This window comes from Janthinobacterium glycogeni, from assembly GCF_051380725.1.
In the GTDB taxonomy this organism is placed as follows: Bacteria; Pseudomonadota; Gammaproteobacteria; order Burkholderiales; family Burkholderiaceae_D; genus Janthinobacterium.
On the sequence record NZ_JBNYXP010000005.1, the window covers coordinates 334268 to 347750 of the forward strand.

At 64.7% G+C, this 13483-nt stretch carries 15 protein-coding genes; 10 read left to right on the plus strand and 5 right to left on the minus strand.

The window, feature by feature from the left end; all coding sequences use genetic code 11:
- Positions 1–2: 2 nt before the first annotated feature.
- The gene (locus ACQ4W4_RS14410; protein ID WP_436542580.1) at positions 3–875 is read right to left on the minus strand and encodes a glucosamine kinase nucleotide-binding domain-containing protein; all 873 of its coding nucleotides are present in this window, start codon (positions 873–875) and stop codon (positions 3–5) included.
- Positions 876–1226: 351 nt separating this feature from the next.
- On the opposite strand from ACQ4W4_RS14410, the gene ACQ4W4_RS14415 reads away from it, so the two are divergent.
- Entirely contained in the window at positions 1227–1511 is a 285-nt protein-coding gene (locus ACQ4W4_RS14415; RefSeq protein WP_170846475.1) for a hypothetical protein, read from the plus strand.
- Positions 1512–1562: 51 nt separating this feature from the next.
- Here the strand turns inward: ACQ4W4_RS14415 and ACQ4W4_RS14420 are convergent, their stop codons facing one another.
- Positions 1563–1841, minus strand: coding sequence for a hypothetical protein (locus tag ACQ4W4_RS14420; protein ID WP_436542581.1), 279 nt, complete (start codon positions 1839–1841; stop codon positions 1563–1565).
- 417 nt (positions 1842–2258) lie between these two features.
- Here ACQ4W4_RS14420 and ACQ4W4_RS14425 point away from each other — a divergent pair, with 417 nt between their 5' ends.
- The 8 genes from ACQ4W4_RS14425 (at position 2259) to bufB (ending at position 9858) form a co-directional block, all read left to right on the plus strand.
- Entirely contained in the window at positions 2259–2783 is a 525-nt protein-coding gene (locus tag ACQ4W4_RS14425) for a hypothetical protein (RefSeq protein ID WP_436542582.1), read from the plus strand.
- 51 nt (positions 2784–2834) lie between these two features.
- Positions 2835–4466, plus strand: a complete 1632-nt coding sequence (locus tag ACQ4W4_RS14430) for an ExeA family protein (RefSeq protein ID WP_436542583.1) — start codon at positions 2835–2837, stop codon at positions 4464–4466.
- Between the two features lies 1 nt (position 4467).
- Positions 4468–5199: a general secretion pathway protein GspB gene (locus ACQ4W4_RS14435; RefSeq protein WP_436542584.1), complete on the plus strand. Its 732-nt coding sequence runs from the start codon at positions 4468–4470 to the stop codon at positions 5197–5199.
- A 100-nt stretch (positions 5200–5299) separates the two neighbouring features.
- The gene (locus tag ACQ4W4_RS14440; RefSeq protein ID WP_436542585.1) at positions 5300–6787 is read left to right on the plus strand and encodes an alkaline phosphatase family protein; all 1488 of its coding nucleotides are present in this window, start codon (positions 5300–5302) and stop codon (positions 6785–6787) included.
- A gap of 94 nt (positions 6788–6881) precedes the next feature.
- The gene (gene mobB / locus ACQ4W4_RS14445; RefSeq protein ID WP_436542586.1) at positions 6882–7418 is read left to right on the plus strand and encodes a molybdopterin-guanine dinucleotide biosynthesis protein B; all 537 of its coding nucleotides are present in this window, start codon (positions 6882–6884) and stop codon (positions 7416–7418) included.
- 57 nt (positions 7419–7475) lie between these two features.
- Complete coding sequence (locus ACQ4W4_RS14450) at positions 7476–7676, plus strand: YjfB family protein (RefSeq protein WP_034781856.1); 201 nt, start codon at positions 7476–7478, stop codon at positions 7674–7676.
- Between the two features lie 233 nt (positions 7677–7909).
- The gene (locus ACQ4W4_RS14455; RefSeq protein ID WP_070313700.1) at positions 7910–8212 is read left to right on the plus strand and encodes a BufA1 family periplasmic bufferin-type metallophore; all 303 of its coding nucleotides are present in this window, start codon (positions 7910–7912) and stop codon (positions 8210–8212) included.
- 17 nt (positions 8213–8229) lie between these two features.
- On the plus strand, positions 8230–9858 hold the full coding sequence (gene bufB, locus ACQ4W4_RS14460) for an MNIO family bufferin maturase (RefSeq protein WP_436542587.1): 1629 nt from the start codon (positions 8230–8232) through the stop codon (positions 9856–9858).
- Positions 9859–9987: 129 nt separating this feature from the next.
- Here bufB and ACQ4W4_RS14465 read toward each other — a convergent pair whose 3' ends face one another.
- From ACQ4W4_RS14465 to fumC, 3 genes are all read right to left on the minus strand, one after another.
- The gene (locus ACQ4W4_RS14465) at positions 9988–10272 is read right to left on the minus strand and encodes a hypothetical protein (protein ID WP_034759786.1); all 285 of its coding nucleotides are present in this window, start codon (positions 10270–10272) and stop codon (positions 9988–9990) included.
- Positions 10273–10396: 124 nt separating this feature from the next.
- Positions 10397–10618 (minus strand): RNA-binding S4 domain-containing protein, encoded by a 222-nt coding sequence (locus tag ACQ4W4_RS14470; protein WP_035825476.1) that lies wholly within the window; start codon positions 10616–10618, stop codon positions 10397–10399.
- A 95-nt stretch (positions 10619–10713) separates the two neighbouring features.
- On the minus strand, positions 10714–12108 hold the full coding sequence (gene fumC / locus ACQ4W4_RS14475; protein ID WP_436542588.1) for a class II fumarate hydratase: 1395 nt from the start codon (positions 12106–12108) through the stop codon (positions 10714–10716).
- Positions 12109–12280: 172 nt separating this feature from the next.
- On the opposite strand from fumC, the gene ACQ4W4_RS14480 reads away from it, so the two are divergent.
- The gene (locus ACQ4W4_RS14480; protein ID WP_436542589.1) at positions 12281–13417 is read left to right on the plus strand and encodes a type IV pilus assembly protein FimV; all 1137 of its coding nucleotides are present in this window, start codon (positions 12281–12283) and stop codon (positions 13415–13417) included.
- Positions 13418–13483: the final 66 nt, after the last annotated feature.

Consider the following 13483-nt stretch of genomic DNA (forward strand, 5'->3'; position numbering starts at 1 on the left):
GGTCATTGCTCCTGCAAGTGCTTGCGTATCAGGCGCAGGCCGCCTGCGGCCGAGTCGCCCTGTGCCGGCACGACCAGTTGCAACAGTTCCGCCGGCAGGTAGCCCGACAGGGGCGCCGCCAGGCCGCCGCACAGGGCCACGGGCAAGGCGCCGGCCGGGTCGAGCGCCCTGGCGATGAGGGCGATCTGCTGGCCCGCATCGACCAGGATGGTGCGCGCCATGGCATTGCTGGCCGCGTGTTCGAGCACCAGGCGCGCCAGTTGCGCGAAATTGGTCTGGCTGGCGGCGGCCAGCCACACCTGCATGGCGTCGCGCTGGCCGCCGCAGGCGTCGATGACGGCCGTGGCGAAGGCGCTGCCGGGCACGCGGCCGTCAACCACTTGCTGCGCATGGTTGATGGCGCGCATGCCGATCCAGGCGCCGCCCGCCTCGTCGCCGGAAGGGAAGCCCCAGCCGCCCACTTCATGGCGGCTGCCGTCCGCGTGCAGCACTTCGCCCACGCTGCCGGTGCCGATGGCAACGATGGCGCCCGGCTGGCCCGCATGCGCGCCCAGCAGGGTGGTCAGGGCATCCGATTCCAGGGCGACGGCGGCATAGCCGGGATTGTGTTCGACGAAGCTGGCGGCCCACTGCTTGTTGTGCACGCCGGCCAGGCCCAGGCCGATGGCCATGCGCTGCAAGGAGGGCTGTTCCAGGCCGGCAGTACGGAAGGCCAGGGTGACGGCGTGCGCCACGGAGGTCCAGGCCCGGTCGATGCCCAGTCCCAGGCCGGAGGGGCCGCTTTGTCCCTGCGCCAGCTCCTGGCCGTCGAGGCGCGCCAGGCGTACGCGGGTACCGCTGCCCCCGCCGTCGACGCCGATTATGTATTCGATCATGTTGTGCAGTCCCGCGTTTGGTTGATTGCGCCTGTCTCGGTTCTTTTATTTGTCGGGCGGCGAAAAAGCTGAAGGCACTATATTGTCGCCCCGATGGCTTGTCAACAGGTATTTAAGTGGTATTAATAAATGCGTTGCGCGCGGGCGCGTCATGCCCAAGCGTGTGATTGCAAGTGATTGTTATTAAAGGAATTTTTATGTATCGTGAATGGTATTGAAATTGGCCTTGTTTAATGCCAATTTTTCGCGAGTGGTCTGCGCCGCGCGCGGTAGTGTTGCTTCCGCGCATGCTTGGCAAGGGGCGCCATGAAGAGTAAAGTCCGCCTTTTACACCTGAGTTGGAAGAGCACGATGAACGACAAGGCAGCAAAGAGCGAGTACTGGGACGACTGGCAGCAAGAGGCGCTGGCCGCTGGCGTGTCGGCGCCGCTGGCTGCGCTGGGCATGGAAATGATGCGCACGCACCGCAAGAACCGCTGGCCGAAGGATTTCCTGGGCCGCGAAAGCGATGGTCCGGTCATGATCGAAATGTGCCTGGAAGACGAGGCGGAAACGGAATTGTTCTTTATCGAGAACCTGTATCCCTACGATGCGGCGCTGATCGAAAAGACGCGCCGCCGTCTGTGCCTGCACTGATCGTGCGCTGACGCGTGACGGGAACGGCCGCCTTGCGCGGCCGTTCTTACGTCAGTTACTGAATTTTTCGCTGCTGGTGGTGGCTCTGGCGCGCATGCGCAGGCTCAGCAGCACGATGGTGACCAGCAGCAGCGAATGTGTGCCCGGTTCATGCGAAGCGGGGACGCGCAGGCCGGCGTCTTGCGACTGGAAACTGGCCAGGCGCGTGGTCAGGGTGGGGGGTGTCGCCTGATAGGTGGCCGTCTGAACCGGCGGCGTGCCCGCCGCATGCGTGCTTCCAGCGGCCCAGAGCGACAGGGCCGCGCCCAGCAAGATCATTGTTCTCATCATATTGTTTATTTCCGCCGAGGGCTGTAAATCGATTACACATGGTCCCGCCGTGTGCCGGCCCATGTCCTGTCCCCAGTTTGTATATTTTCCGGCGTTGCTTATAGTGCACCGAAATGATATCTATTTATAAATTTCGTGTATTAAAACATAATAAAACAAAAATGCAAACGTCTTTTTGCAAATAAGTGCATGCGTTGCCTGTGCTTGCCGGGTGCGGTCTATCTATTGCATAGGGGAAATGACGTGGCATTTTCATGGGGGAGTGTCATAATGGCCCAGGCATTTCCGCCCAGGCATGGAGTAGATGATGAGCAAGGCACAGGACAGCAAGAAAGAAGCCAAGAAAGAACCGGCCAAGACCATGAAGGAAAAGAAAGAAGCCAAGAAGGTCAAGAAAGAAGAGCGCAAGCGCTGATCATGCGCGTGCGCCGTTCATTGACGCGCCCGTGGCGTGCGCCGGCCCTGCTGGCGGCGTTCGCCCTGCTGGCCTGCGGCGTGCCCGTGTCCGCCGTGCTGGCGCAGCAAAAGCCGCCGCCGTCCACGTTCGGGCAGGTGGTGGGCAATGCCGTGCTGTGCATCGATCAGATCGACAACAAGGCTTTTTATGCGTATTTGCTGACCGCCTTCGGCCCCGCCTACAAGCATGAAGGGGGTGCCTACTGGTTCCGCACGGACGCCACCTTGTGGGGGGCGCCGATTACCGACGTGATCGTCAGCGACGACACCAGTCCCCTCGTCTTCATGGGCGTGGTGGCTGACTCGACGCCGGAAAAGCTGGAGCCGGCCATCCGCGGCGTCTCGGGCCTGCGCTTCAATAAACTCGACAATTCCGCCTTTCCTGTCCGTGGTTCAATGCCTGGCAGTAAAATCGTCTACTTCCGTAGCAAGGCGAAAGTCTATTGCGCCAAATACAAGCCGTTGCCGCCCGCCCGCACCCGCTGAGGGGTTCGGCTTGCCGCCGCGCATTTTGATTGTTTCATCCGCAGGGTCTCCATGTACACGCATTATTTCCAGCTCAAGCAATCGCCATTTTCGATCGCCCCCGATCCGCGCTACCTGTTCATGAGCGAACGCCACCGCGAAGCGCTGGCGCATCTGCTGTATGGCGTGGGCAACGGCGGCGGCTTCGTGCTGCTGACGGGAGAAATTGGCGCCGGCAAGACCACCGTGTGCCGCTGCTTCATGGAGCAGATTCCGGAAAACTGCCAGCTCGCGTATATCTTCAATCCGAAACTGTCCGTCGAGGAATTGCTGCATTCGATCTGCGAAGAATTTCATGTCGCCCTGGCGCCCGGCGTGGCCAGCGTGAAAGGCTATGTCGACGCCATCAATGCGCACCTGCTGGCCAGCCACGCGCAGGGCAAGAATAATGTGCTGATCATTGACGAAGCGCAAAACCTGTCCGCCGCCGTGCTCGAGCAGCTGCGTTTGCTGACGAACCTGGAGACGAGCGAACGCAAGTTGCTGCAGATCATCCTCATCGGCCAGCCGGAATTGCGCGCCATGCTGGCCCGGCCGGAACTCGAACAGTTGGCGCAGCGCGTGATTGCCCGTTATCACCTGGGTTCGCTGACGGCCGAGGAAACGGCCAGTTATATCCGCCACCGCCTGGCTGTGGCGGGCAGCACGGCGCAAACGCCGTTCGCGCCCCGTTTGATGGCGCAAATTCACGCCATGAGCCACGGCGTGCCGCGCCGCATCAACCTGCTGTGCGACCGCGCGCTGTTGGGCGCCTACGTGGAAAACCAGCCGCAGGTGACGCGCCAGATATTGCGCCGTGCCGCCGAGGAAGTGTTTGCGGAAGAGGGCAAGCCGGCTGCCGGACGGGGCTTGCGCTGGCCGCACGTGGCCGGCGGCGTGCTGGCCGGGGCCGTGGTCACGGCTGCGCTGGCCTGGCATTTCATGCCACGCGCGCCGGCCACAGTGGCTGTGGCGACAGTGCCCGTCGTGGTGGCGCCCGCGGTACCCGCTGCGGCAAGTGTTCCCGCGCCCGTGCCCGTCAGCGTGCCGGACCGCAACGCCGTGCTGCGCCAGCTGGCCAGCCTGTGGGGCGAGCCGTTGCCGGCCGGCGACGCCTGTCAGGCGGGCGCCCGTGCTGGCCTGCGCTGCCTGCACAGCCGGGGGGGCATCGCCGAGCTGCGCGTGCTGGACCGTCCCGCCATGCTGGCCTTGCGCGATGCGGGTGGCACGGAACAGCTGGCGCTGTTGACGCATCTGCAGGATGATACCGCCACGCTGATGCTTGATGGCAAACAGCAAAGCCTGCCGTTGGCCCAGCTGGCGCAGCGCAGCGATGGCAGTTTTACCACCTTCTGGCGCGCTCCGCGCAGCTGGCGCGACGAAGTGCCGCTGGGCGCGCGCGGCGCCGACGTGGATTGGCTGGCGCAGCGGCTGGCGCAACAGCGGGGCTTGCCGGCGCCGGCCGCCAATCTGCCGCTCGATGCCGAGATGCAAGGCCAGCTGCGCGCCTTCCAGCAAAGCCAGAACCTGCGGGCCGATGGCCTGGCGGGCCCGAAAACGTATATACGCCTGATGCAGCTGGGTGACAATGCGGAGCCGCGCCTGAGCAGCGCGGCTCCTGCCGTGGCGGCGCCCGCCGCGACGGCGATGGTGGCGGGGAAATAAGATGTCCTACATACTTGAAGCACTGAAAAAATCGCAGGCCGAGCGCCAACTGGGCGAGTTGCCCTCGATCCACGCACCGCAAGTGCAGCTGCACGATGCGGCCGCGTCCGGCACTGGACGGCAGGCGCCTGTCTGGCTGGCGTTGGGCGGCGTGACGGTGGCCGCGGCCGCCGCCCTGCTGTTCTGGCAGCCCTGGCAGGCAGGCACGGCTGCGCCTGCGGCCGCTGCTGTTGTCCCAGCCGTGCTGGCCCAGGCCGTGCCCGCGCCGGTGCCCGCACCCATAGCCGTGCCAGCCGCGCAGCCAGCTGCGGCGACCGTGCCGGCTCCGGCTCCGGCGCCCGTCGTCACGCCGGCCCCATCCGCGCCACTGGCCGCCACCGCTGCGCCCGTGCACCACGCCAGGCCCGTGCCGGAACCGAAGCAGGAAACGCCTGGCCAGGCCGCGCCGCCGCCCGTCATGGTCCCGGCGCCTGCAGCGCCTGCCCCCGCGCCGGCGGCCGAAGAGACGGTGCCCGGCATGCGCGACTTGCCCGAGCCGATACAGCGGCAAATTCCCCCGGTCGCCATCGGCGGCTATATCTATTCGAAGAATCCGGCTGACCGCCTCTTACTGATCGACAAGGTCTTGCGCCACGAAGGCGAGGAACTGGCGCCCGGCCTGGTGCTGGAAAAACTGCAGCCGAAAGCGGCCATCTTCAGTTTCAAGGGCTACCGCTACCGCGTGCCATATTGAGTTGTTGTGCATCAAGGCCGGGCCCCCATAGCTGAACCATACTGGCCTGGCCTGGTCGAACCAGGGTCGCTGCGCCCGTGTGCGCGGCCGGGGAGGTCCGATGATTGCTGCCGCAGCTGCTGGCGAGGGTGTTGTTGATGCGAGCGCGCTGGAAAACCTGGCGCGCATCGACCATATTGTCGTGCTGATGATGGAAAACCGTTCTTTCGACCACATGCTCGGCTACCTGAGCCTGGAAGGCGGGCGCACCGACATCGACGGCTTGCAGGCCGGCCATGCCAACGTGCATGCGGGCGTGCGCTATCCCGTGCACCATTTGCGGCGCACGGCCTTCGGCCCGCAGCAGGATCCGTCGCATACGGGCACGTCGGTGGCGCAGCAATTGCAAAACAATAATGGCGGCTTTGTCGACGACTATGCGCAAACGCATCCGGGCGACCCCGATATTGACCTGGTAATGGGCTATTACAATGGGGCCGACTTGCCCATGTACGATTTCCTGGCGCAGCAGTTCTGCGTCTGCGACCGCTGCTACAGCTCCGTTCCTGGCGCCACCTGGCCCAACCGCCTGTATGCGATCAGCGGCAAGGCGGCCGGCAGCCGCGACAGCAAGCGCGTGCCCCTGTACACGAACAAATCCTTCGTGCGCCACCTGGACCGCGCCCAGGTCAGCTGGAAATTTTATTCCGCTTGGAAGCCCTGGAGCCTGGCCTTGACGGACGACCATTACCGCTCGTCCGAGCTGTACGAACCGTTCGGTTCGAGCGCGCGCCGCTATGGCTTCATCGGCGATGCGCTGGCCGGCGCCTTGCCCTCGGTCAGCTGGATCGATCCGCATTTCTTTGAAAACGACGACCACCCGCCGGCCGACATCCGCGCCGGCCAGGCGCTGGTGGCGCAGGTCTACCAGGCCCTGTCGCGCGGCCCCGCCTGGGCGCGCACCTTGCTGATCCTCAGTTATGACGAACACGGCGGCTTTTTCGACCATGTGCCGCCTGGTCCCGCCATCGACGACGACCCTGCGTTTCGCCAGTACGGCGTACGCGTGCCCATGCTGCTGGTGTCGCCGCTGATCGCGCCGGGCAGCGTCAGCCACGAGGTATACGATCACACGTCGATCATCAAAACCATCCTGCAGCGCTTTTGCCGCGCCGCCGACGGCGGCTTGCCCCAGATGGGCGCGCGCGTGGCGGCCGCCAGCGGCCTGGGCGCCGTGCTGACCCTGGCGCAAGCCCGCGCGGCGCCGGCCGTGCCCGCCGCCGCCGTGGCGCAGCGCGCCGCCTGGGAGGCCGATGTGCGGGCGCAGGATTTCATCCCGCCGGCGCCCGCTTGCCAGCCTGATGGCGAGCTGGCCGCCGCTGCCGCCGTCCCCTTCCAGTCCGATGCCGAGGCGGGTGCGATCGCCGCCCACCGGCAATTGGCGCGCACGGCCAGGAATGCACAGGCGCCCAATGGCAAAACAGCAGGTAAGGCTGCGGGTAAAACGGCGGGCGCTGCAGCGCCGAAGTCGTCGGGCCGGCGTCGTCGGAAGGGCGGCAAGCCGGCGCCCTTTGCCGCCGGGAATGGCGAAAAACCTGGAGTCGCCTGACCTGGGTGAAGAGCTGGACGATGCGCTGGGTCTGCGCCGGCGGTCGCGCCCGTGGGGCTGCGTATAATCATTCCTTCTCAATCAAGGAGTGACCATGCACGATGCGATGCCCCCACACCCGGTACTCGGTGTGATCGGCCGTTCCGGTAGCGGCAAGACGACCCTGCTGGAATTTGTGGTGAAGGAACTGGCGGCGCGCGGCTTGCGCGTCAACCTGGTCAAGCACAGCCACCATGACCTGGCCCTGGAACCGCCGCAAAAAGACAGCGCCCGCCTGCGCATGGCAGGGGCGGCGGAGGTGCTGGTGGCGTCGCCGTATCGTTTCGCCATTGTGCATGAGCTGCGCGGCGCGCCGGAACCGAGCCTGGCGCAGCAATTGGCCCGCATGGGGCCGGCAGACCTGACCCTGGTCGAGGGTTTCAAGACGGACCCCATTCCCAAGCTGGAAGTGTTCCGTCCGGAAGTAGGGCAGGCGCCCCTGTATCCGCATGACCCGCATGTGATCGCCGTCGCCTCCGACAGCCCTGCGCCGGCCGACTTGCGCGAGGGCGTGCAATGGCTGGACTTGAATGCGCGTGAGCACGTGCTGGCCTGGTTGCTGCTGCAGTTGGAAAATAAGCTGGAAAAATAAGCTAAAGGTTTGCCTGCGGCATCCGTTAACAAGAGTAGAACCTCATTGGAGAAACGTATGGACGTCGGAAGCATTGCTCAACTGTCAACCACGATGGCGGAGACAGGCACGCGGCAAGCCGTCGGCTTGACTGTCCTGAAAAAAGCCCAGGATATCCAAAGCTCGACCGCCACCGCCTTGCTGGCAGCGTTGCCACCGGTACAGTCGGCGCCGAGTCTGCCGGCTCACCTCGGTAACCGCATCAACACGACTGCCTGAGCGCGGTCCCGCGGCGCCAGTCTGGCGCTCGCCATAGAAACGCCCACACCATTGTCATCGACGGTGGCGAGTGGGCGTTTTTGTCTGTCTTTTGCCTTTCTTCCGTCTCCGTTCGCCATGACTCGGCCGATTCAGTAGAATGACGTCCATCACTTCGTGTTGCTTATGGCGCAGCCCGGGGCGTGCCCACCTCCCACTTATCGATTACATTGACTCATGCAAGAGGAATCCCCATGAATAAACGTCAAGCTCTCATCGCCGCCGCCCTCGCGGGCCTCTGTGCCGGTACTTCCGTCAATGCGGCCGCGCACGATGGTCCCGCCCCTGGCGACAAGGAAAAGTGTTACGGCGTGGCCAAGGCGGGGCAGAACGATTGTGCTTCGTCCGACGGCGCGCATTCCTGCGCGGGCCAGGCGGAGGCGGACAACTTGCCCACGGAATGGGCGTATGTAGCCAAGGGTACGTGCGAACAGGCGGGCGGCTCCGTCAAACCCATCAAGGCCGGCAAGGCGGCAAAACCTGCCACGCAGCCGTAAGCGTCCGCCGCCTGCCCATGCCGCCGCCCATCCAGGCGCTTGCCGGCGTCGGCCTGCGCGCCGCGCACTACCGCGACTTTCTGGCGCGCCGGCCCAAGGTCGGCTGGCTGGAAGTGCACACTGAAAATTATCTGCAGCCGTCGGGCTGGGATAATCATGTGCTGCAGACTCTGCGCCAGGATTACCCCATCAGCCTGCATGGGGTGGGTCTCGGCCTGGGATCCGCGCGCGGCTTTTCCGAGAGCCATTTACAGCGCGTGCGCGCCGTGGTCGAGCGTATCGAACCGGCCCTCGTGTCGGAGCACCTGAGCTGGGGCGCCGTGGCGCGGCAGCAACTCAACGATCTGTTGCCGCTGGCCTTGAATGGCGCTGCCCTCGATTTACTGTGCGCAAGGGTAGGGCGGGTGCAGGATGTGCTGAAAAGGCCGATCTTGCTGGAGAATGTCTCCACTTGCCTGCGCTTTGCCGACGATGCCATGAGCGAGGCGCAATTCCTGGCCGAACTGGCGCGCCGCAGCGGCTGCGGGCTGCTGCTCGATATCAATAATCTGTATGTGAACCAGTGCAACCACGGCGAGGACGCCATGCTTGCGATGCAAGCCATCGCGCCGGGCAGCGTGGGCGAACTGCACCTGGGCGGCCATCTGCTGACGCCGCACGCCGTGATCGACCACCATGGCGCCGCCGTGGCCGATCCCGTCTGGGATTTATATGCGGCCGCCTTGCAGCGCTTTGGCGCCATTCCCACCCTCGTCGAATGGGATACGGATTTGCCGCCGCTCGATATCCTGCTGGGAGAGTCGGACAAGGCGCAAGCCATGCTGGCGCGCCATGCGCCGCAAACGCCATGGCAGGGAACGGTGTTGGCGGCGCCGCCCGTCGTTTCTGTCGCTCCTGCCGATGCGCTGGCGGCTGGCCAGCAGGCGTTTGCCATAGCCTTGCTCGACACTGCGGCAACATTGCCATTGTTCGCGGGAGAAGCGGTGTCCCAGCGTTTCGCGCTGTACCGCGGCAACCTGAGCGCCACCTGGCGCCGTACCCTGGGCCACGCGTATCCCGTCGTGCTGGCGCTGGTGGGCGAGGATTTCTTTGGCGGCCTGGCGCGCGCGTATGGCCGGCAGATGCCAGCCGATAGCGCCGATTTGAACCAGTTTGGCGCCCGTTTCGCCGATTTTCTGGCTGCTTTCCCGCCCGTGGCCGAGTTGCCCTACCTGCCGGACATGGCGCGCCTGGAATGGGCCCTGCACCTGGCCCATTACGCGGCCGATGCGCAGGCACTGGCGCCCGAGGCGCTGGCCGCCTTGCATCCCGATCAGCTGGAAGCGCGGCGTTTTACCTTGCATCCCACTTGCGTTTTGCTGGCCTCCGACTGGCAAGTGGCGGCCCTGTGGCAAGCGCATCAGGATGATGATGGGGAGAGAAGGTTTCCGCAAGAGATGCAATCGGCCGGCTGGGCGCTGGTATGCAGGACGCGCTGGAAAGCGCAGTTGCTGGTACTGGATGTGGCCGCGCATGCAGCCTTGCTGGCCTTGCAGCAGGGGCAGACGTTTGGCGCCGCGCTCGATGCGGCGTTCGAGCTGGACCCGGCATTCGACCTGGCCGCGCACTTGCGCCAGTGGCTGGCGCATGCGGTATTGACGACCTGACGGTTTAGTACGCCTATCAAAACCTGCTACGCGTCGTAATTTGCGGTCTGCGATGCTCACTGTACCTTCGTACAGTTGCGCTTCTCAACCACCACTTCCGTCCGCTCGCTACGGTTTTGTTAGGCGTTGTTATTCGAAGGCCCGCAGCAGGCGCGCTTCGCCCGTCTGATCGCGGTACAGGGCATTCGCGGCCAGGGTGGCGTCCATCATGCGCGTCACTTGCTCTTCTTCAAAGCGGGCCAGTTCGGCCGTCGCCGCGACGAGGGCCAGTTCCAGCCTGGCGCGCGCGCTCTGGTACAGGCTGCTGGTATATTTGTCCGTGTTACGCAGCAATTCTTCCGCGTTTTCTATGACCTGGCGCAAGTCGCCGATCAGGCGTTCCTGGCTGCGCGTACCTTGTTCGGGATGGTCCATGGCGCTTCCCTTCCGCAATCGATATTTATCTGACAATAACGACATGTTTGCAGCTTGATGCAGGCAGCCGGCCGGCGGGGGGCTGGCTGTACGCATGGGGCCGCTTTTGCGCCCCATGCCGGCATCAAACGGGAGCGACGACCGTGATACGGATATCGCCCACGCTGACGACCTGGCCGGCGCGGATCTTGGCGGTCTTGCGCAATTCCTTCTTGCCATCGACCTTCACTACGCCGCTATCGACCATGACCTTGCCTGCGCCACCGCTGTCGCACAGGCCGACCAGCTTCAGCAGCTGGTTCAGCTCGACGAACTCGGATGTTAAATCAAAGCTTACTTTTTGCATTGTATCCCTTATTGCAATGATGTGTTTTCAACACTTGATGACGACCTCAACTAATCCATAGTTTACCTGAAGCCGCCAGCAATGCAGGGTGTAACTCAGCTTTTGTTGGGCCGCGTCATCTCCAGCGGCACGATCCATGCGCTGAATTGCTCTTCCGTCACAAAGCCCAGGGCCAGCGCCGCTTCCTTCAAGGTCGTGCCTTCGTGCTGGGCTTGCTTGGCGATTTGCGCCGCCTTGTCGTAGCCGATGTGCGGCGCCAGCGCCGTGACCAGCATCAGGGAGCGTTCCATCAGTTCGGCGATGCGGTCACGGTTCGGCGCGATGCCGTGTGCGCAATGCTCGTCGAAGCTGCGCATGCCGTCGCCGAGCAGGCGCGCGCTTTGCAGGAAGTTGTGCGCAATCAAGGGCTTGAAGACGTTCAGCTCGAAATTGCCCGAGGCGCCGCCCACCGTGATGGCCACGTCGTTGCCGAAGACCTGGCAGCACAGCATGGTCAGCGCTTCGCACTGGGTAGGGTTGACCTTGCCCGGCATGATGGAGCTGCCCGGCTCGTTTTCGGGGATGGTGATCTCACCGAGGCCGGAGCGGGGGCCGGACGCCATCCAGCGCACGTCGTTGGCGATTTTCATCAGGGCCGTGGCCAGGGTTTTGAGAGCGCCATGGGCGGCGACCAGCGCATCGTGGGCGGCCAGGGCGGCAAACTTGTTGCTGGCCGTCTCGAATGGCTGGCCCGTCAGGCGCGCCAGTTCGGCGGCGATGCGGCCGGCAAATTCCACGTGGGCATTCAATCCCGTGCCCACGGCCGTGCCGCCGGCGGCCAGCTGCAGCAGCGGCGGCAACGCTGCCGTGATGATGTGTTCGGCAAAGTCCAGTTGCGCCACGTAGCCGGAAAATTCCTGGCCCAGGGTCAGCGGCGTCGCGTCCTGCAAATGCGTGCGCCCGATCTTGACGATGTCGGCAAATTCGGTGGCTTTCGCGTCCAGGGTGGCGCGCAGCTGGCGCAGCGGCGGCAAGACCGTGTTGGCGACGGCCAGGGCGGCGGCCACATGGATGGCGGTGGGAAAGATGTCGTTCGAGGACTGGCCCAGGTTGACGTCGTCGTTCGGGTGCAGCAGGCGCTCGGCGCCGCGCAAGCCGCCGATCAGCTCGGAACCGCGGTTGGCCAGCACCTCGTTCATGTTCATATTGCTTTGCGTGCCAGAGCCCGTCTGCCAGACGGCCAGCGGGAATTCGATGTCGTGCTTGCCGGCCAGCACTTCATCGGCCGCCTGCGTGATGGCGATGGCTTTCTTGCCATCCAATAATCCCAGGTCCAGGTTGACGTGGGCGGCCGCGCGCTTGACGGTGGCCAGGGCGGCGATCAGTTCGGGCGGCATCTTTTCCGTGGAGATATGGAAATGCTCGAGCGAGCGCTGCGTTTGCGCTCCCCAAAGCCGGTCGGCAGGTACGTCGATCGGGCCGAAACTGTCGCGTTCGATTCTGCTACTCATGGCATCCCTTTCATCGATGGAGGTGGATCGAGTGTACTCCAGGCGTCAAAAAGGCACAGGATGATGCTGTATTGCATCATTTTTGCCGCAAGCCATCTATATTTTTGCGATTTCCTGCCGTTAAAGACAGGCGAGTTCCCCTTATTTATCCTGTTATCAAAGCGATCAGTCCATGCACAGCAGCATCCTTCCCCGTTGGTCTTTGATCGCGTGCGCCGCCGCCAGCCTGGGCTTGCCGCCCGTCATGGCGGCCGAGCTGGGCGAGATGGCGGTGCTCTCGCACGTGGGCCAGCCCTTGCTGGCCGAGCTCGAGCTGACGGCCCTGGCGCCAGATGAGGTCAATGGCGTGGCCGTGCGCCTGGCTTCGCCCGATGTGTACCGAGGTGGCGGCATCGGCATGGATCCTGCCTTGCAAACCTTGACGATCAGCCCGTTTGAGCGCGGTGGACGCCATTATGTGCGCGTGGCCACGCGGCAAGCGATCCAGGCGGGGCATGTGCACCTGTATTTATTGCTGGGCAATGGCAGTGGCGCCGTCGTGCGCCTGGGCACCTTGTGGTTGACGCCGCCGCCGCCCGCCGCCGCTCCCGTCAGTGCGCCGGCCCGGCCAGCTATTCCGGTGCCCGCGTCTGTCTCCACGCCGGTGCCGTCGCCACGCGCCGTACCCGTCGCGCCGTCGCCCGACGCCGCCGCGCTGGCGGCCCGCGCGCGGGCCGAGGGCCTCGTGCGTCCGGCGCGCGTGTTTGTGCCGCCGCCCGCCGCGCCCGCGCCGGCTGCCTCTGTTCTGCGTCCGCCGCCCGTGCGGCGCGCCACGGCGCCCGTGGCCGCTTGTGCGCCGCAGGCCAGCCTGGAGCAGGCACAAGCGTGCGAGGCGCTGGACGAGAAAAATACGGCCCTTAATGACAAGCTCGGTGAACTGGAAGGCAAGATCGGCGCCTTGCAACAGGCGCTGGCGCTGCCTGCCGCCGCCGCTGCCGTTGCGCCAGTTGCCGCGCCGGCCGAGGCGCAACCGCCCCATGCCAAGCCCAAGCCCCTGCATGCGGCGCCGGCGCCCGACAAGGACAAGAAGGCGGGCGGCAACGGGATGTTGTGGCTCGGTATCGGCACCCTGGTCTTCCTGCTGCTGACGGCGCTCATCGCGTACATCGTGCGCAAGCGCAGGCAAGCGGCGGGTCCGGGCGCGCCGTCGAAATACTGGGTGCTGCTGCGCAAGCCATTCGGCCGCAGGAAGAAGGATGTGCCCGTGCTGACGGAAGCGGTGGAAGAAGGGGCGGCGGCCGAGCCGGAAGCGGAGCCGTTCTCGCGCTAATGCTGCCGCAAGGCCGCACCACAATTTGATATAAAAAAAGATATTGAAAAAATACATGGAAACGCT